A 15,598-nucleotide genomic window follows, 5' to 3' on the forward strand; every position below is an offset into this window, starting at 1 on the left:
AGACTAATCAAAAGCAGTCGTACATTATAATTTGTATCTTTGTTGGATAGATGAATAGTAAAATTATGCTTGTAAACCAATCTGTTATAACAGACATAAAAGCCATTATAGCCCAATCAAAAGAAAGGGCTATACGTGCTGTTGACCACGAGCGAACCCTAATGTATTGGGATATTGGCAAACGTATTTTTGAAGAAGAACAGCAAGGTAAAGACAGGGCAGATTATGGAAAACACCTTACTGAATACATTGCCAAAGAGTTAGAACCTGAATATGGCAGTGGATATTCCAAAAGGCAAATTGAGTTGTTCCGGCAGTTCTACCGCACTTTCCCAATTACGAATACACTGTATTCGCAATTGAGCTGGAGTCAATACAAACTACTCATAAGGCTTGATAATCAGAATAAAATAGACTTTTATATTGCCGAAACGGTAAAAAATAATTGGACGGTACGTCAATTGGAACGGCAGATTTACAGCAGTTTGTATGAACGACTTTTGTTGAGCAATGATAAAGAAAGTGTTTTAGCAGTTGCTAAAAATGAAAAGCAACCATCCGATGCCAAGGAAATTATTAAAGACCCAATGTATCTGGAGTTTTTGGGATTGAAAAGAGAAGCATCTTATTACGAAAAGGACTTGGAAAGTGCCATTATCACACACTTGCAAGAATTTTTATTGGAGTTAGGCAATGGTTTTTCCTTTGTAGCAAGGCAGAAAAGAATACATATTGAGGGCGATGAGTTCTTTGTGGACTTGGTATTTTACAACCGTATTTTACAATGTTTTGTAATCATTGAAATCAAAACCACTAAACTAACCCATCAGGATATTGGACAGTTACAAATGTATGTGAACTATTATGACAGGATAGAAAAACTGCCACACGAGAACCCGACCATTGGAATTTTACTTTGTGCCAATAAAAATGATGCAGTAGTAAAATTCACATTACCCGAAAACCAAAAACAAATCATCGCAAGCCAATACGAATTGTACCTACCAAGCGAACAGCAATTATTGGAAGAAGTAAATAAGGAATTGGAGAGCTTTGGGGAGAAAGGATAACTATTAAAATGAATTAAAAAACAGTTAGAAATATGAATATTAATACTCACGACCCATCAGAATATATCAGAGGGATTCAACAAATATTAATTTCTGATAAAAAGAAGATAGGCTTTCTTTTCGGAGCAGGAAGTTCGTTAGCCACAAAGAATGAAACGTCTCTTACCGTTCCTGCAATTGGAAAAATGACATCAGAAATTGTGGACGAGGTTGGGAAACTTGATGGTAAATATAAAACCGCATTAGAGGAGATAAAAGAAGAGCTTGGGGAGAAAAGTTTCAACATAGAAACAATATTGTCAAATCTTGAGCAGAAAGTATTATTTATAGGAAAAGGAACATTAAATTCTCTTAACAAAGATGAGTTTGCACGATTGATTCAAGAAATTAAGAAAGGAGTAAGGAAAAAAGTAAGTGTTCATAAAAAAGAAGATGAAAAAATTGTAACAAAAGATATAGTAAGTGAATTAGTCCAAACAGATTTTGCCAATTGGATTGGTCAAGCTGAAAGGAAATTTCCTATTGAAGTTTTTACTACTAATTATGATTTTCTATTCGAGCTTGGTTTAGAACACAAAGAAATTCCTTATTATGATGGGTTTTGTGGTAGTCTTAGGGCGTTTTTCAATCCTGAATCAGTTGAAGATTTTTCTTTTCTACCAAAGCAGACAAAACTTTGGAAAATTCACGGTTCTTTAGGTTGGCATTATGATATGGATACAGAAAAGATATTAAGAGTTAGTCCTGATGACGATGATATTTTGATTTATCCTTCTACTCTAAAATATAAAGAATCAAAAAAGCAACCTTACGAAAGTTTGATGGATAGATTGTCAAACTTCTTAAAGCAGGATGATGCAATATTGATTACTTGTGGATATTCTTGGGGAGATGAGCACATCAATTCACGTATTATTTCAGCATTGAAAACAAATACAACATCACACGTTATAGGGCTAATATTTGATAAGTATGATAAAATAGATGATAAATCCAATGTTTCAAAGATAGGTTTGGATAATCCTAAAGTTTCTATTTATGCTTCACGCAGTGCGGTAATCGGTTGCAATTATGCCGAATGGAAATTAAAATCAGAACCTTCAAAAGATGATACAGTTAATCTTAATCTATATTTTGATGAAGATGGAGCTATAGATTCAAATGAAGAAAAAAATAAAGAAACAAAAGGCGAAGAGGTTTGGACGGGCAAAGGAGAATTTATATTACCTGATTTCGGTAAACTCGCTACATTCCTGAACTCTATGGTAAGTGATAACGAAATCAAAAAGCTCGGAGAAAATGTCAAAAAATAGAATAACAGAAATTGGCGAAATAGATAGTATTAGCGGGAATAGTATTTCTGTTAAACTGTTTGACAACATTAAATCCAATATGCCTGTCATAGATGGCGTTGTTTATCGTGTAGGACAAATAGGTTCATTTGTAAGAATCCCTTTGGGCTACGCAAACCTCTACGGAATTGTAACACAAATAGGTTCAGCCGCAATTCCTGAAAGTTTAAGAGAGGCGGTAGCTAAGGATTATGACGTTTTGAAAAATACAAGATGGATAAACATAGTGTTGGCAGGAGAACAGGTTGGGAAAAAGTTTGAAAGAGGAGTTACACAATACCCGACAACAGGAGATAAAGTTCATTTAGTAACAATCAACGACCTTGATGTTATCTATGGTGGATATGAAGACGCCAATTCAATTACTGTTGGAAATATTAGTGTATCAGAAAGTTTAGATGCCAAAATTGATTTGGATAAACTCATTTCAAGACATTGTGCTATTGTAGGTTCAACAGGTAGTGGTAAATCAAATTCTGTTTCGGTATTGCTTCAATCCATAGCTAATAGGGAATTTCCAAGTTCAAGAATTTTGGTAATTGATCCTCACGGAGAATATAATGATGCCCTTTCAAAACATTCAAAAGTAATAGAAGTAAACTCTTCAGATGATGAGAACAAATTACAAATTCCATTTTGGGCATTGCCTTTTAATGAGTTGATGAAAATATTTTCAGGGAACTTGACAGACCAAAATAGAGAATACATCAGAGAGAAAGTTGTAGAGGCAAAAATCAAAAGTGCTGAAGATAATAAAATAGAAGTCGCAAGGGAATCTATTACAGCCGATTCCCCAATTCCTTTTAGTGTAAAACGACTATGGTTTGAATTAACTGATTTTGAAAAACAAACTTTTACAGACACAACAAGAACCACATTAAGTGCATTAACAGTTACGGGAGATGCTGAAAAGTTAATCTCTAATGAATATACTCCTGCAGGAATGGGGAACAGTGCACCATTTTTAAATCAAAAAGCTAAAGGCTTGTTGAGCTTTTTGGATAGTATGAGAAACAAGCTAAATGACAGTAGTTATAGCTTTTTATTTTCTCCAGGTAAACTAACTCCCGACAAGGATGGTAAGACAGAAGATGATTTAGATGCGATGTTTTTGAAATGGCTTGGTAACGAATTACCAATAACGATTTTGGATTTGTCAGGTATTCCAAGTGAAATAACATCTTCTATATCTGGCACACTTCTGAAAATTATTTATGACGGGTTGTTTTGGGGTGTCAATACAAAAGTTGGAGGGAAAAACCAACCATTGCTAATTGTTTTAGAAGAAGCTCACAATTATTTAAAAGCAGGCGAACATTCAATATCTTCACGAACAGTTCAAATGATTGCAAAAGAGGGGCGAAAATATGGAGTAGGATTATTACTCGTTACACAAAGACCATCAGAACTGGATGAAACCGTATTAAGTCAATGTGGGACTATGATTGCGTTACGTATGAATAATTCCAAAGACAGGGGACATATTCGTTCCGCTGTTCAAGACGAATTACAAAGTATGGTAGATTTATTACCAAGTTTGAGAACTGGTGAAGCCCTTATTTCGGGAGAAGCAGTGAAGATACCATCACGCGTAAAATTCTATAAGATTGCAAACGCTCCTAAAAGTTCAGACCCTAAAGCATCAGAAAAGTGGTTAGAAAAAATTGATGATGCACAAAAAGAATACAAACAATTATTAAAATCTTGGCGTAATAAAAATTATAAAATATGAGTTTACCAGAAATGACCCCAGTAAGTTCGTCAAATATTAGTAGTATTGGTTATGATGAACAAAATCAAGAAGTCTATGTTAGATTTCTGAACGGAAGTCTTTATGTTTATAAAGGTGTTCCTGCACACGAATATCAAAATTTGTTGGAAGCACCTTCTCACGGTTCTTACCTGAATAGAAGTTTTAAAAATGTTTATCCTTACGAAAGAATAGAATAAATGCTAAACTTAAATCAACAGTTAAAAAGAGTAGAAATAAAAGAGTTCGAAATTGAGAACCAAATAGTGTTTAATTATTTCGATAATCTTCCTGCATCAGAAAGGGACGAGAAACTGTTACGGGCTATATACATTGGAGTTTTGGCTTTAATGGAAGACCGTATTTCTGCATTCCTTTCTAAAACAACCAATGAATTGGGTACAGAACTCGAAAGTCTGAAAATGATTTTTGAGATGAAGAAAGAACTCTTTTATAAATCTACAATCAAAGGAGTATTGGCTGAAGACGAAATAGCCGATTTTCTAAACCTTTACTTCCAAGAAAAAAAGTTAAAAGACAAAGCGTTTTTAACAGGAAATGTAGCGGGGAGTATTCCCAAAAATAAAACTGGAGATATTATTTGTGAAATAGACGGTAATCCTAATCTTAAAATTGCTATTGAATGTAAGTTCGATAAAAGCATCCGTTTTGGGGAAATTGAGAATAAAGAAATTTTTACACGAAAAACAGATACGGCTTGGAGCCAATTAATAGAATCTCAGGCAAATCGAGATGCAAAAGTTAGTTTAATCGTTTTTGATATTTCGTTGGTTGATAATTCTATTCTCAGGAATTTTGAAAATGTCGGATATATACCAGGAATTGGTTTTGTTGCAATTATCAATTCTCAAAAAGGAGATTATTCCAATTTGGCAATAGCCTATATGCTTGCAAGAGATATTGCTTTAAATGCCAAAGAAGTTGAATTGGATAAAGATTTATTAGTAATACTCGTAAATAGAATTATCAAGGATATTAACGAAATTACGTCCATCAAAAATTTGGTTCAAAACAATATTGAAAACAATAAATCCATTCTTAAACAATTGGAAAAATCTATTCTTTTAATGGAATTTAATCAACAATATCTTAAGAAGTTTTTAGAAGACGGAACACTTACCAAAAAAGATTTATTGGATTATTATTATGGAGAGGACGTTAAGGCTAAATATAGAATAGTCGAAAAAGACATTTCTGATTTGTAATATTTTTCAGAAAATGGATGAAACTTCCCCTAAAAATATAAACACATTCCGTTCCTTATTCAAAGGTCGTGAAGACGTGTTTTCTGTTCGTTGGGAGAAATTAGGAAAGTCGGGCTATATGCCTGCTTATCAGTATGACCCATATCACTATCGGGCACACAAAATGAATGGCGGAACATTTGCAAATTATCCGCATAAAACCTATTTACCGCTTACCGATAATGAAATTCAAAAACAATTAAATGGTGTACAGCAAATCGGTATTTATCCTTTATTGCAAGACAATACTTCTTGGTTTTTAGTAGCGGATTTTGATAAGCAAAACTGGAAAGAAGAAGCTGTGACTTTTTTGAATACTTGTAAAAAGAACAATATCCCAGCCTATTTGGAACGTTCCCGTTCGGGAAACGGTGGACACGTCTGGATATTTTTTAACAAACCTTATCCTGCAATCCGAAGCAGAAAAGTTTTCATTTCCATTTTAGAGCAATCGGGAGTGTTTTCAATGTTTGACAAAAGTTCAAGTTTCGACCGATTATTTCCAAATCAAGATTTTCTCTCTGGAAAAGGTTTGGGAAATCTGGTTGCACTTCCATTTTTTAAGCCGGCATTGGAGAATGGAAATAGTTGCTTTATCAATCCCGAAACATTTGAACCTAATACAGACCAATGGCAGTTTTTAAAAGAAACCGAACGAGTTTCGATTGATATTTTGGAAAAGTTATTTCAGGAAATTTCAACAATACAAAATTTACCAATTGCTAAAAACCATAATGGCAAACTATCTATTACACTTCAACAAAATATTCTCATTCAAAGAGATGGGTTAACAACTCCACTAATCAACTTTCTGAAAGAGGAATTGAATTTTGCCAATTCAGAGTTCTTTATCAAGAAGAAATCGGGCAAAAACACTTTTGGCACAGAACGATATTTTAAACTCGTTGAAGAAACGGAAAATGAAATCATTATTCCGAGAGGATTTATTGGAAAATTGCTTCGATTTTGCAAAGAACAAAATCTGGAATTTGATTTTCAAGACAACCGAAAACTTAAAGAAGAAATCCCATACTCGTTCTATGCTACGTTGAGAAATCATCAGCAAAAAGTTATTGAAACAATTTCAAAAAAGGTTTTTGGCGTTATCGTTGCTCCGCCTGGTTCGGGTAAAACGATAATGGGGTTGAAGATTATTGCAGACAAAAAGCAACCTGCCCTAATCGTTGTACATCGTAAACAATTATTGGAACAATGGCAAGAACGTGTTCAGGCTTTTCTTGGAATTCCTAAACACGAAATCGGCATTATTGGTCAAGGAAAGGCAAAGATTGGAAAGCAGATTACGATAGCGACTATCCAAAGTTTACCGAAACAAATAGAGCAAATCCAAAATCAATTTGCAACTATTTTAGTGGATGAATGCCATCATATTCCTGCCGAAACTTTTCGTAATACCATTGAGAAATTAAACACATTTTATCTCTACGGATTGACGGCAACTCCTTTCCGAAAATACAATGATGACAAACTGATTTTTGCTTTTCTTGGAGAAATTATTTCAGAAATTAGTAGCAACCAAATTGAAAACTTCAAACACGCTCAAATCATTGTCAGAAATACGAATTTGGATATTCCTTTCAATTCCAAAACGGACAATTTTGAAACACTTTCAAAAATATTGGTTTACGATTCTGAACGGAGCAAACTTATTCTGAATGACATCAAAAACGAACTTTCCAAAGGAAAACGAATTGTCATTATTACCGAAAGAAAAGAACATATCGATACACTTTACCTTTTTCTGAAACAATCTTACGAAGTCGTTACGTTAAGCGGAGATGATACTGAAAGCAACAGAAAATCCAAATGGCAAACATTACAACAAGGCAATTTTCAGGTATTAATTACCACAGGACAATATTTTGGAGAGGGTTCAGATTTATCCAATATCAGTTCTTTGTTTTTGGTATATCCGTTTTCTTTCAAAGGCAAGCTGATTCAGTATATTGGACGTGTACAACGTTCAGAAATCAATCCGACAATTTATGATTATCGAGACATCAAAATTGATTACCTCAATAAACTGTTTTTAAAACGAAATGCTTATTATCGACAGATAGCCAGACAAGCAAGCCTATTTGACGAACCAACCGAAATTATTCCGGAAAGACAGAGTTTCATTTTAGAAAAGCAAATAAAAATAGCCATAGAAGATTTGGATTTCAGGTACGGCAATATTGGTTTTGAACACATTGATAAAGAAAGTAACCAACGATTTGATTTTGAAATCGAAAATGAAGAATTCAGACCAGAATTTGAAGTGTTGAAACCTTATTTCATCAAGGTTTTGAAATCAAAATTTGTTATGGTTGATATTTGTGCTGAAATAGAAAATGGAGTGATTTTGTCACAATTAGCGATTTCTGTCGATATTGAGAACATCAATAAAGAAATCGTCGAAAGTGTAAAGTTTCAGTTTCTGAATAAGGGTTTTATAGGTCAAATTCCGACATCAAAACAAAATATTCTTACAACCAACGAGCTTCCTGAAAATCAAAATGTTTACACTAATGTTGAAAATATTTTAGAGGACTTATTGAAAGGAAAGCAGTACAAACATTCGCAACACATTCAGTTGTTGGCTGAAAGGCACGAACGGAATGTAATGAAATTGCGGTTTGTTCTACAGCCATTTTCATTCGTCTTTTTGTTGGCAGGAGAAGAAAATTACCATATCATTTTAGAAACATTAGATACAGAAGAAGCGACCTACATTTGGCATATAGAAAAGAGCAAATCAGTTCTTATTGACACCATAAAACAAGTTGATAAAGAACTAAACATCATTAGAAAAAAAGGACGGCAAGCCTATTTGGAAACCAATCCACAAAATTTTTCAAGAATTGTTCACGATTATTCTGATGACAATAAAGGGCTCACAATTTGGAAAGGGTTATTGGAAGAAAGGCTGATTTAGAGATATGACCACAATCAGCTAACGCTGATAGTTGTCTTCCAACACCTTGATAATATCACTTTCTCGAAAAAGGATTTTCCGTTCGAGCTTGATAAAAGGTATTAGTCTGTCATCTCTGTACTGTTGCAACGTCCGTTTGCTGATATGCAACATCTTGCAAACCTGTTCGCCTGACAGATAAATTTCCCCTTTTAAGAGTGGATGAAAATATTCCCTGATATACAGCAGTTCATTTTTGATGCCTACCACAGCTTCGAGCAAAGCAAGCATATCCTCGTTTGAATTTGCAATCTGTTTCATTTCTTTTGCTTTTCTAATGATCGCTCTCCCTGCATAAGTAATTCCACTTCGGATAATCTGAAATATGTTTTCCGATTGATTTGCGTTGCCCCAAGAATGCCCTTTGCCCTGTACGTCTGCAAAGTTCTTTTGCTAATGTTTAGTAGTTGACAGGCTTCCTGTTGGTCGAGCCATTTTGTTGCCTGTTGCAATGCTTTGTAGGGTGCGGTCATTTCCGCAATTAGATTGGAAACTTCCTTTACTTCCCTATGCAATGCTTTTAAAATCTGAATGTCTAAAACTGTTATTTCCATATCTGCATCATTTAAACCTCGAAAATAAAAGCTATTTACATAGGCCATTCCAATGTTGCCGTCAGAGGTAGCGTTTGGCGTTCAGATGTAAAATACTCAGCTATAATCCCAACTTTGGTTTGTTGTTTTTAAGCGTGTGCCTTTGCATTTTTTCCTACGCAAAAAATACAAGTGGGTCGGGCTTTCTGTTTCAATCTTTTGTTCCGCTACGCTACAAAAAAAGGATTTCCACTGCACGCAAAGCGTGACGGTATAAAAAACAATGTCTTTGAAATTATAACAGGAGGATATTTGTGTAAATTTGTATGATTAATTGAGATAAACTGTTTAACCGAATAGCTAGAATGTCCAGACCGACAAATAAAGAACAACTGATAAAATTAAGTCGAGACAACTTCAATAAGTTATTTGACTTGATTAATAATATGGCTGATGAAAACATAGAGTTTCCAAAAGGCACAATGAATAGGAACATCCGAGATATTTTGTCCCACATACACCATTGGCATTTAATGATGGTAAATTGGTATAATGTCGGAATGAAAGGCGAAAAACCAGAAATGCCTGCCAAAGGTTATACTTGGAAAGATACTCCTGAACTGAACAAAAAAATTTGGGAAGACTACCAAAGAGTTACTTTAAAAGAAGCTAAACACTTGCTTAACAAATCTTATATTGATGTTCAGAATATCATTGAAAAGCATACCAATGAAGAATTATTTGAGAAGAAAAGATACAAATGGACAGGCACAACTTCACTTGGATCATATCTTATTTCTGCAACATCAAGTCATTATGATTGGGCAATAAAAATTATTAAGAAATCTCTAAAACCATAATCCCTCTAAAAAAGAACAAAAAGGTAGCAAAGGTAAGGCGGACACCAACCGCACCGACCGACCAAAAGCTTACGGCATAATGACAGGGCAAATAAGGTGGCTTCGCCGAGTTGCTCAGTTGCCCTGCCACCCTTCGGGACTTATTCCGTTTCCTTTTGGTTTTCCGCTTTTCCGCCTTGATTAAATGGCTTTCTTTTTTTTCTGTTTTTTTGTTTTGAAAACAATTTTAAAAGGAGTTACGCATCCTGACCAAAGGATGGTTGTCAAAACAACGGTTTGTGCTTATCGTTATAGATTTCCTTAATTATAACTCCCCGAACTCCTGAAAGTGGTACTCGATAATGTTGTCCAGATAGGCATAAATCGTCAGTTTGTCGATGCCAATATGGGTAAGCCTGTTAAATGTTTCGTGGTGTTCCTGCCGTACATACACCGATTTACCCCTGCTTGCAGTACTGTTCGGAATTTTAAAGACCTGTCCGCAGTAGTCCTCTTTGGTCAGCTTCTTTGGCTTGGGGGTACTTTTTTTCGTACTGTTCGCTGACGGTTTAGTTTGTTCCGTTTCTGTTGCTATTTCCTCGGGGTCTTCTCCTGCCATTACACGCATAATAGCTTCCTCATCCACATCGGGTTTTGCAAAGTCTTCCCGATGTGTTATTCCTTGTTGTTTCATCAAAGGTTGTTTCTTTTCATCAGTTAGGAAATTTTCAATAGAAAAATACTCTTTTTCGGGTTGCTGATTTTTGTTTTCTTCGTGTATCATATCTCTTATTTTTAATATTATATCCAATTAGCTGTTTGGTTAACTAAGCAGTCAGTTGTATGTACGATTGCACCTATGTAACCAACTATCTACCTATGCACATGCATACCCTTAATTAGCTGTTTCGTTAACTGAAAAGTGTATAATTCGTCTGCATTCAATCACGCAGATTTGCTGTCGGGATTTATGCCGATTGGCTATATAGATAAGGTTATAACCAATCAGCCAGATAACCAGTTACAAAGGAAATAAAAGCAATTCCAATCCCCATAAAGGTGGTAGTATTTGGCGTTTATTGGCTTTGTTTGGCGTGATTGTAAGTTGTTGTTATTCAAATAGTCTTATCGAATTTTGTAATGGAAGCGACTGCTTTTTTTCGGCTAACTCCAATCCGTTTGCAAAACGGATTTTTCTGAACTCCTGTTCAGAGCAAGTTATCTCTTGAGGTCCTCGAAATAAATTTCCGCACCTCAAGAGCACTTGCCCTTGCAGGGGGCTGGAAACGGCTCCGAAGTCGCTCGTTTGTTTAAGATTTATTATGGAAGAGAAAGACAGAAAACAGATTAAGAAATCAGGAAGAAAACCAAAGATTGACCCTGCGGTTCATCGGTATTCCATCAACCTGAATGCACAGGATAATGCCAAGTTTCTTGCTCTCTTTGATCAATCAGAAATCAAAGTCATTGCTCATTTTATAACAGCCTGTATCTTTCAAAAAACGGTAAAAACCATAAAAATTGATATGGATGCTATCGAATATCACGAAAAGTTGACCCGATTTTTCAGCCAGTTCCGATCAATCGGAACAAATTATAATCAGATTGTGAAGATATTATACCGAAATTTTTCAGAGAAAAAAGCAGGAACATACCTTTTTAGATTGGAAAAGGAAACCATAGAATTGGTACAAGTTACTAAAGAAGTTATCCGTTTGACACAAGAATTTGAAGAAAAACATCTGAAAAAAGAGTAAAGTTATGATTGCAAAAATTGGAAAGGGAAGCAATATGTATGGAGCGATTTTGTACAATCAACAGAAAGTAGATAAAGAAAACGGAGCGGTTCTGCTCTTGAACAAGATACCCGACACAGTTGACGGTAAGTATTCCGTAGCCTATTTTAATAAATGCTTTGAGCCATATTTGTCGGCAAACATCAAAACGGAAAAGACGGTACGGCATATATCCTTGAACCCAGATCCTGCGGATAAGGTCAACGATGAGCAGTTTACCGAAATGGCTCAGGAATATATGGAGCGTATGGGCTACGGCAGTCAACCTTATATTGTTTTCAAGCATACGGACATTGACCGCACACATATACACATTGTTTCAACTTGCGTAGGTATTGACGGAAAGAAAATTCCCGATGATTACGACCATCCACGTTCAATGGCTATCTGTCGGGATTTAGAACAGAAATACAACCTGCACAAAGCAACCGAACAAGAGCAGAAACAGGACAATAAAGTTTTTAAACCTGTGGATTATCAAAGTGGCGATATAAAGAGCCAAATTGCTTCGGTAGTCCGCCATCTTCCAAAGTATTACAGCTTTTCAACTATGGGTAGCTACAATGCTTTGCTGTCACTTTTCAACATTACAGCTGAAGAAGTTAAAGGAGAGCGGAACGGACAGCCCGTAAACGGATTGGTGTATGTGGCATTGGACGAGAACGGCAACAAGGCAAGCAATCCGTTTAAGGCATCACTATTTGGGAAAGATGCAGGCGTTGCACAACTGCAAAAACACTTTGAGCAGTCCAAAGAGAAAATGAAAACCACGCCTGTAAGGTCTGTTCTGAAAAACACGGTTGAGCTTGCTATACATACTACAAGCAAAGAAATGGAGTTTAGAAAGCAATTGACCGAGCAGGGTATCAATACCGTTGTCCGTAGGAACGATAACGGACGGATTTACGGTATAACATTTATTGACCACGAGAGCCGTAGCGTTTGGAATGGCTCACAATTAGACAGAAATTTGTCGGCAAACGTATTTAATGATTGGTGGAATAATGGAAATAAACCCGAATTGAAAATACAGGATAACTCTGTTTCCAATACCAACACGATAGACCACCAACCAACAAAAGACCTTTTTGAGTTTCTTTCACAGGAGCATTCGCCTAATTTTGGTATTGGCTTGTTCAGCTTGTTACCTAATGCACAGGGCGAGGATTACGAGGAAGAACAGTTTGCCAACCGAATGAAGAAGAAAAAGAAACAAAGAAAGTTATGAGGCAACTATTCCACCTTACACAGATGTTGCCGTAAACATTCTGCCGTTACCGAAACATTGTCTTTCAATAAATCAGAAACCGTTCCTGTAAACACAACATTTCCACCATATTTACCAGCTCCAAGCCCAATATCTATAACCCAATCGGCTTGAGCAATTACGTCAAGATTATGCTCTATAACTATTAAAGTATTATTGTTGTCAACAAGCCCATTTATAAAGTGCAATAGCTTTTCAGTATCGCTTGGATGTAAGCCTGTGCTTGGTTCATCGAGAACAATTATTTTATTGGAATTTTTCAATTCTTTGGTCAGTTTTAAGCGTTGTCTTTCCCCACCCGAAAAACTGTCTAATCTTTGCCCCAAAGTAAGATACCCTAAACCTAATTTAAGTAACATATCAAAAGATTCACGATAGAGTTTGTCAGAGAAAAAATCAAAGGCTTCTTCTACGGTCATATCCATTACCTCAACAATATTTTTATGGTTATAATGATATTTTAGAACCTGTGGCTTAAAACCCGAACCACCACAGACTTCGAAAGGTTGTTCAATATCATCCATAAATGCTAAATCAATTTTTTCCACACCTATACCTTTACAGTTTTCGCACGCACCCTCACTATTTCTACTAAAAAGTTTATCGGATACATTATTCGCTTTTGAAAACCGTTTTCTTATATCATCAGATAAGTTTAGATAGGTGAGCAAATTGGAGCGTACACCTGTGGTAAATAAAGATTGGTCAATAATGGTTGTTTCGGGATAAAATTCAGGCAATACTTTGTTAATCAATGTACTCTTGCCCGATCCTGCAACTCCTGTAATTACTGTCATTACGTTTTGGGGAATGTTTACATTGATGTTTTTAAGATTATACAGGTTAGCATTCCTGATTTCCAAATATCCTTTTGCAGATCGTGGGTTATTGTTGATTTCAGGTGTCTTTGCAAAGTACGCACCTGTTTTTCCTTTCGATTTTTTCAATCCCTGAAATGTGCCCTCATAAACAATTTTTCCGCCATTCTTCCCTGATTGTAATCCCATATCAATAACCCAATCCGCAATTTTTATTAAATCGGGATCGTGTTCAACAATCAAGACAGTATTGCCTTTATCACGTATCTGCTTAATAATTGTAGCGATATTTTGCAAATCCTTTGGATGAAGTCCTATGCTTGGCTCGTCAAAAATATAGAGCAAATCCGTAAGATTGTTCCCGAGATTTTTCACCATTTTTATTCTTTGGCTTTCTCCACCCGACAACGAGTCTGTTCTTCTGTCCAATGTCAAATACTGTAAACCTATGTTGACGATGTTTTGAAGTTTCTTTTTCAGTTCAGTAAGAATTATATCAAAAGTTTTGGATTGTAAAGAACCAACAAATTTTAAAAGTTCATCTATCGAAAGAGCCGTACAGTCCGCAATATTTTTACCGTTTATTTTACAAGACAAAATCTTGTCGTTCAATCTTTGCCCGTTGCATACAGGACAAGGTTTGGTAATGATAATATTTTTTAAAGCCTCTTTTCGGGTGATAATTTCTTGTGACTGCTTTTTTAAGAATGCGTTTTCAATTCGAGGGATTATACCCTCGTATTTTACCGTTTTCCCCCATTCTTTATCAGGGTTCTTCGGTTTGTGTTCTGCGGCGTCCAAAAGTATATCCCATTCTTCCGTAGTATAATCTTTTAGTTTTTTATCATTATCAAAATAACCTGATAATGTGTATCGTGTCAAACGCCAACCGCCTGGCTGAAAAGTCGGAAAGATTATTGCACCCTCGTTCAAAGATTTTTGTTTGTCTATAAGAGCATCTGTATTTACGGCCTGTACAATGCCAAGTCCTTCACACTCTTTGCACATTCCCAAAGGGTTATTGAATGAAAAAGCGTTGGAATATCCCACAAACGGCTTTCCCATTCGGGAAAAAAGCAATCTCAAAGACGCATAAACATCGGTGGCAGTCCCAACCGTTGACCTTGCGTTTCCGCCTAATCTTTTTTGGTTGATAATAATAGGTACATTAAGATTTTCTATTTTATCCACATCAGGAACGCCGATATGTTGCAGGCGGTTTCTGATAAAACTGCCTTGTGTTTCATTGAACTGTCTTTGTGCTTCAGCTCCTATCGTTTCAAATACTAAAGATGATTTACCCGAACCTGAAACACCTGTAAAAACAGTAATTTTATTCTTAGGTATCTGTACAGAAATATTCTTCAGATTATTTTGCCTTGCATTTATGATGTTAATATGCTTCATATTAATTAACTTTGGAAATTATTAACAAAGTTAACTATTTTACATTCTATGAACAAAGCTGAAAAGAAATTTTATGAAGTATTTACAGATTTACAATGCTTCATCTTGGCGAATATGAATAGGAGTGATATAAATGGAGTAACAGCAACTCACTATAACATTATCGAATACATTTACCGCAATGATAAATGTATAGTAAAGGAAATTGCTAAAGCGTTTAACATAAGTCCGCCTGCTATTTCCAAACAGCTCAAATTTTTGATTGAGCATAATCTCATTAAACAGCAACAGTCATCACTCGATCGTAGAATTTTCAATTTGAGTGTAACGGATAAAGGCAAATTCATTATAGATAATTCTGAGAATTTTAGGGAGACAGTAGCGAAAAAAGCTTCTAAAACCTTAACTAAAGATGATTTAAAAAATCTAACTGAATTGCTTAATAAAGTGTTGGCAGAGATAATGAAGTAGAAATAAATGATTATAATATTTAGTTAATCACTCAATACAATGTGCTAAAGAAT

14 protein-coding genes are annotated in these 15,598 nt (G+C 35.4%); 10 read left to right on the forward strand and 4 right to left on the reverse strand.

Annotated features, from left to right (window positions below; translation table 11 throughout):
• The first annotated feature begins 65 nt into the window (after positions 1 to 65).
• Genes ACUSJC_RS13135 through ACUSJC_RS13160 form a run of 6 tightly spaced genes read left to right on the forward strand, consistent with a single transcriptional unit; the run spans position 66 to position 8,375 of the window.
• Positions 66 to 1,070 (forward strand): PDDEXK nuclease domain-containing protein, encoded by a 1,005-nt coding sequence (locus ACUSJC_RS13135; RefSeq protein WP_449270024.1) that lies wholly within the window; start codon positions 66 to 68, stop codon positions 1,068 to 1,070.
• A gap of 32 nt (positions 1,071 to 1,102) precedes the next feature.
• Positions 1,103 to 2,383, forward strand: coding sequence for an SIR2 family protein (locus ACUSJC_RS13140; RefSeq protein ID WP_449270025.1), 1,281 nt, complete (start codon positions 1,103 to 1,105; stop codon positions 2,381 to 2,383).
• The gene (locus tag ACUSJC_RS13145) at positions 2,370 to 4,154 is read left to right on the forward strand and encodes an ATP-binding protein (protein WP_449270026.1); all 1,785 of its coding nucleotides are present in this window, start codon (positions 2,370 to 2,372) and stop codon (positions 4,152 to 4,154) included. The genes ACUSJC_RS13140 and ACUSJC_RS13145 overlap by 14 nt, the downstream gene beginning before the upstream one ends.
• Positions 4,151 to 4,372: a KTSC domain-containing protein gene (locus ACUSJC_RS13150; RefSeq protein ID WP_449270027.1), complete on the forward strand. Its 222-nt coding sequence runs from the start codon at positions 4,151 to 4,153 to the stop codon at positions 4,370 to 4,372. Before ACUSJC_RS13145 ends, ACUSJC_RS13150 begins: the two co-directional genes overlap by 4 nt.
• On the forward strand, positions 4,373 to 5,398 hold the full coding sequence (locus ACUSJC_RS13155) for a hypothetical protein (RefSeq protein WP_449270028.1): 1,026 nt from the start codon (positions 4,373 to 4,375) through the stop codon (positions 5,396 to 5,398).
• 13 nt (positions 5,399 to 5,411) lie between these two features.
• Positions 5,412 to 8,375 carry a TOTE conflict system archaeo-eukaryotic primase domain-containing protein gene (locus tag ACUSJC_RS13160; protein WP_449270029.1) on the forward strand — a complete coding sequence of 988 codons (2,964 nt, stop codon included), beginning with the start codon at positions 5,412 to 5,414 and terminating at the stop codon, positions 8,373 to 8,375.
• Between the two features lie 18 nt (positions 8,376 to 8,393).
• Here the strand turns inward: ACUSJC_RS13160 and ACUSJC_RS13165 are convergent, their stop codons facing one another.
• A complete protein-coding gene (locus ACUSJC_RS13165; RefSeq protein WP_449270030.1) occupies positions 8,394 to 8,675 on the reverse strand; it encodes a helix-turn-helix domain-containing protein in 282 nt (93 codons plus the stop codon).
• A complete protein-coding gene (locus ACUSJC_RS13170; RefSeq protein WP_185210453.1) occupies positions 8,672 to 8,968 on the reverse strand; it encodes a helix-turn-helix domain-containing protein in 297 nt (98 codons plus the stop codon). Before ACUSJC_RS13170 ends, ACUSJC_RS13165 begins: the two co-directional genes overlap by 4 nt.
• 344 nt (positions 8,969 to 9,312) lie before the next feature.
• Between ACUSJC_RS13170 and ACUSJC_RS13175 the strand changes: the two genes are divergently transcribed.
• A complete protein-coding gene (locus tag ACUSJC_RS13175) occupies positions 9,313 to 9,807 on the forward strand; it encodes a ClbS/DfsB family four-helix bundle protein (RefSeq protein ID WP_115169824.1) in 495 nt (164 codons plus the stop codon).
• A gap of 304 nt (positions 9,808 to 10,111) precedes the next feature.
• Here the strand turns inward: ACUSJC_RS13175 and ACUSJC_RS13180 are convergent, their stop codons facing one another.
• Positions 10,112 to 10,570: a DUF3408 domain-containing protein gene (locus ACUSJC_RS13180; RefSeq protein WP_449270031.1), complete on the reverse strand. Its 459-nt coding sequence runs from the start codon at positions 10,568 to 10,570 to the stop codon at positions 10,112 to 10,114.
• A 538-nt stretch (positions 10,571 to 11,108) separates the two neighbouring features.
• On the opposite strand from ACUSJC_RS13180, the gene mobA reads away from it, so the two are divergent.
• Positions 11,109 to 11,543 carry a conjugal transfer protein MobA gene (gene mobA, locus ACUSJC_RS13185; RefSeq protein ID WP_449270032.1) on the forward strand — a complete coding sequence of 145 codons (435 nt, stop codon included), beginning with the start codon at positions 11,109 to 11,111 and terminating at the stop codon, positions 11,541 to 11,543.
• 4 nt (positions 11,544 to 11,547) lie between these two features.
• Positions 11,548 to 12,810, forward strand: a complete 1,263-nt coding sequence (gene mobB / locus ACUSJC_RS13190) for a conjugal transfer protein MobB (protein WP_449270033.1) — start codon at positions 11,548 to 11,550, stop codon at positions 12,808 to 12,810.
• A gap of 5 nt (positions 12,811 to 12,815) precedes the next feature.
• Here the strand turns inward: mobB and ACUSJC_RS13195 are convergent, their stop codons facing one another.
• Complete coding sequence (locus tag ACUSJC_RS13195; RefSeq protein ID WP_449270034.1) at positions 12,816 to 15,074, reverse strand: ATP-binding cassette domain-containing protein; 2,259 nt, start codon at positions 15,072 to 15,074, stop codon at positions 12,816 to 12,818.
• A gap of 48 nt (positions 15,075 to 15,122) precedes the next feature.
• Between ACUSJC_RS13195 and ACUSJC_RS13200 the strand changes: the two genes are divergently transcribed.
• Complete coding sequence (locus ACUSJC_RS13200; protein ID WP_449270035.1) at positions 15,123 to 15,545, forward strand: MarR family winged helix-turn-helix transcriptional regulator; 423 nt, start codon at positions 15,123 to 15,125, stop codon at positions 15,543 to 15,545.
• Positions 15,546 to 15,598 lie beyond the last annotated feature (53 nt).

It is taken from the genome of Flavobacterium sp. U410 (genome assembly GCF_053570605.1).